The sequence below is a fragment of the Mesorhizobium sp. M7A.F.Ca.CA.004.04.2.1 genome, assembly GCF_004022825.1.
GTDB lineage: Bacteria > Pseudomonadota > Alphaproteobacteria > Rhizobiales > Rhizobiaceae > Mesorhizobium.
Window position 1 is genome coordinate 1 of sequence record NZ_RZPH01001158.1, and the last position, 1760, is coordinate 1760.

At 61.4% G+C, this 1760-nt stretch carries 2 protein-coding genes; one reads left to right on the forward strand and one right to left on the reverse strand.

The genetic code is table 11. The annotated features are described in order from the left end of the window. A partial coding sequence (locus tag EN893_RS32435) for a cysteine synthase A (protein ID WP_128362113.1) occupies positions 1 to 657 on the reverse strand: 657 nt, incomplete at its 3' end. A gap of 328 nt (positions 658 to 985) precedes the next feature. Between EN893_RS32435 and EN893_RS32440 the strand changes: the two genes are divergently transcribed. After that, the coding region (locus tag EN893_RS32440) for an SDR family oxidoreductase (protein WP_164901321.1) at positions 986 to 1760 on the forward strand (775 nt) is incomplete at its 3' end.

Below are 1760 nucleotides of genomic sequence, written 5' to 3' on the forward strand. Positions count from 1 at the left end.
GGTGTAGAAAGAATAGAGCGCGGCCCCCAGCGGATCGGCGAGCGCGATCTTCACATCCCGGCTTTTGGCCTTCAGTCCGGAGGCGACGCCGGCCAGCGTGCCGCCAGAACCGACCGCCGACACGAAACCGTCGACCTTGCCGCCGGTCTGGTTCCAGATCTCCTCCGCGGTGGTGCGGATATGGCCGTCACGGTTGGCGACATTGTCGAACTGGTTGGCCCAGATGGCGCCGTTCGGTTCTGTCTTTGCCAGTTGCTCGGCCAGCCGCCCCGACAGTTTCACGTAGTTGTTGGGATTCCTGTAGGGCACGGCCGGCACCTCGATCAGCTCAGCGCCGAGCAGCTTGATCGTGTCCTTCTTTTCCTGGCTCTGCGTATCGGGAATGACGATGACGGTCCGGTAGCCGAGCGCCTTGGCGACCAGCGTCAGCCCGATGCCGGTATTGCCCGCCGTTCCCTCGACGATCACGCCGCCGGGCTTCAGCAGCCCGCGCTTCTCGGCGTCGCGGATGATGAACAGGCCCGCACGATCCTTGACCGACTGGCCGGGATTCATGAATTCGGCCTTGCCCAGGATCTCGCAACCGGTTTGTTCCGAAGCTTTGTTGAGGCGGATCAGAGGCGTGTTGCCGATCGCGTCGATCACAGAACGGGGCATTCAGGATTCCTTGTGTAGGTGCGCCGAAACCCTAGAAACCCGAAGCTGCGGTTTCAAGGCAAGAATTTGTCTGGTCCAGTCGCATTTGCAGTGCTGTTGTTGCGTCGGCGCTTCCCGAGGCTGGCCTCTTGCGCCACTGTTCATTTCCGGCTGACGTTGAAAAGCGGCTTTTCATTCGATTTCTTCACCGCTAGAGCAATTCCAGGAAAAGTGTGAAACGGTTTTCCGTCCGGAATTGCGTAGAAACAAGGAGATAGAGCAGTTCGCCGTTTCCGTGAAACGGTGAACCGCTCTAGAGCAAAGCACCAACAAGTCGACAGGGCGCAGCATGACACTCTACCGGGCTAACCCGAAGCACGGCGTCGCCTGGATCACGGGCGGCTCAAGCGGCATCGGCCGTGCGCTGGCCAGGGATCTTGCTTCCCAGGGCTATGCCGTCGCGGTGACGGCGCTTGACGACGATCCGATCGACACGCTTGTCGTCGAGACCGCGCAGATGCCGGGCAGTGTCACGGCCTTTCCCTGCGATGTCACCGACGAGCCGCGCATGGCAAGAACCGTCGCCGCGATCGAGAAGGAGCTCGGTCCCATCGTGCTCGCCATCTTCAATGCAGGGAACTACATTTCGACGCCGGGGGAGAATCTTGTCGTCAACGACTTTCGCCGGTCCTTCGAGGTCAATTATTTCGGCATCATCAACGGCCTCGTGCCCGCGGTCGAACGCATGCGTGTGCGGGCGCGCGGCCATGTCGTGCTGGTCGGCTCGGTGACATCCTATTTCGGCTGGCCGACAACGGCCGCCTATGGCGGCACCAAGGCGGCCATCAACATCCTGGCCGAGTCGCTGAAGTATGATTTCGACAAGATGAACGTGCGTATCCAGGTGTTCAATCCCGGCTTCATCGACACCCCGCTGACCGAGAAGAACATGCTGCCTATGCCGGGACTGATGCCGGTCAGCCGCGCATCGCGCCGCATGGCGCGGGGCATCAAGTCGGGCGGCTTCGAAGTCCATTTCCCGCGCCGGACCAGCTGGCCCCTGAAACTGCTCGGCCTGCTGCCGAGGCCGCTGTGCAGAGGGTTTATCAGCCTGATGACCAGTT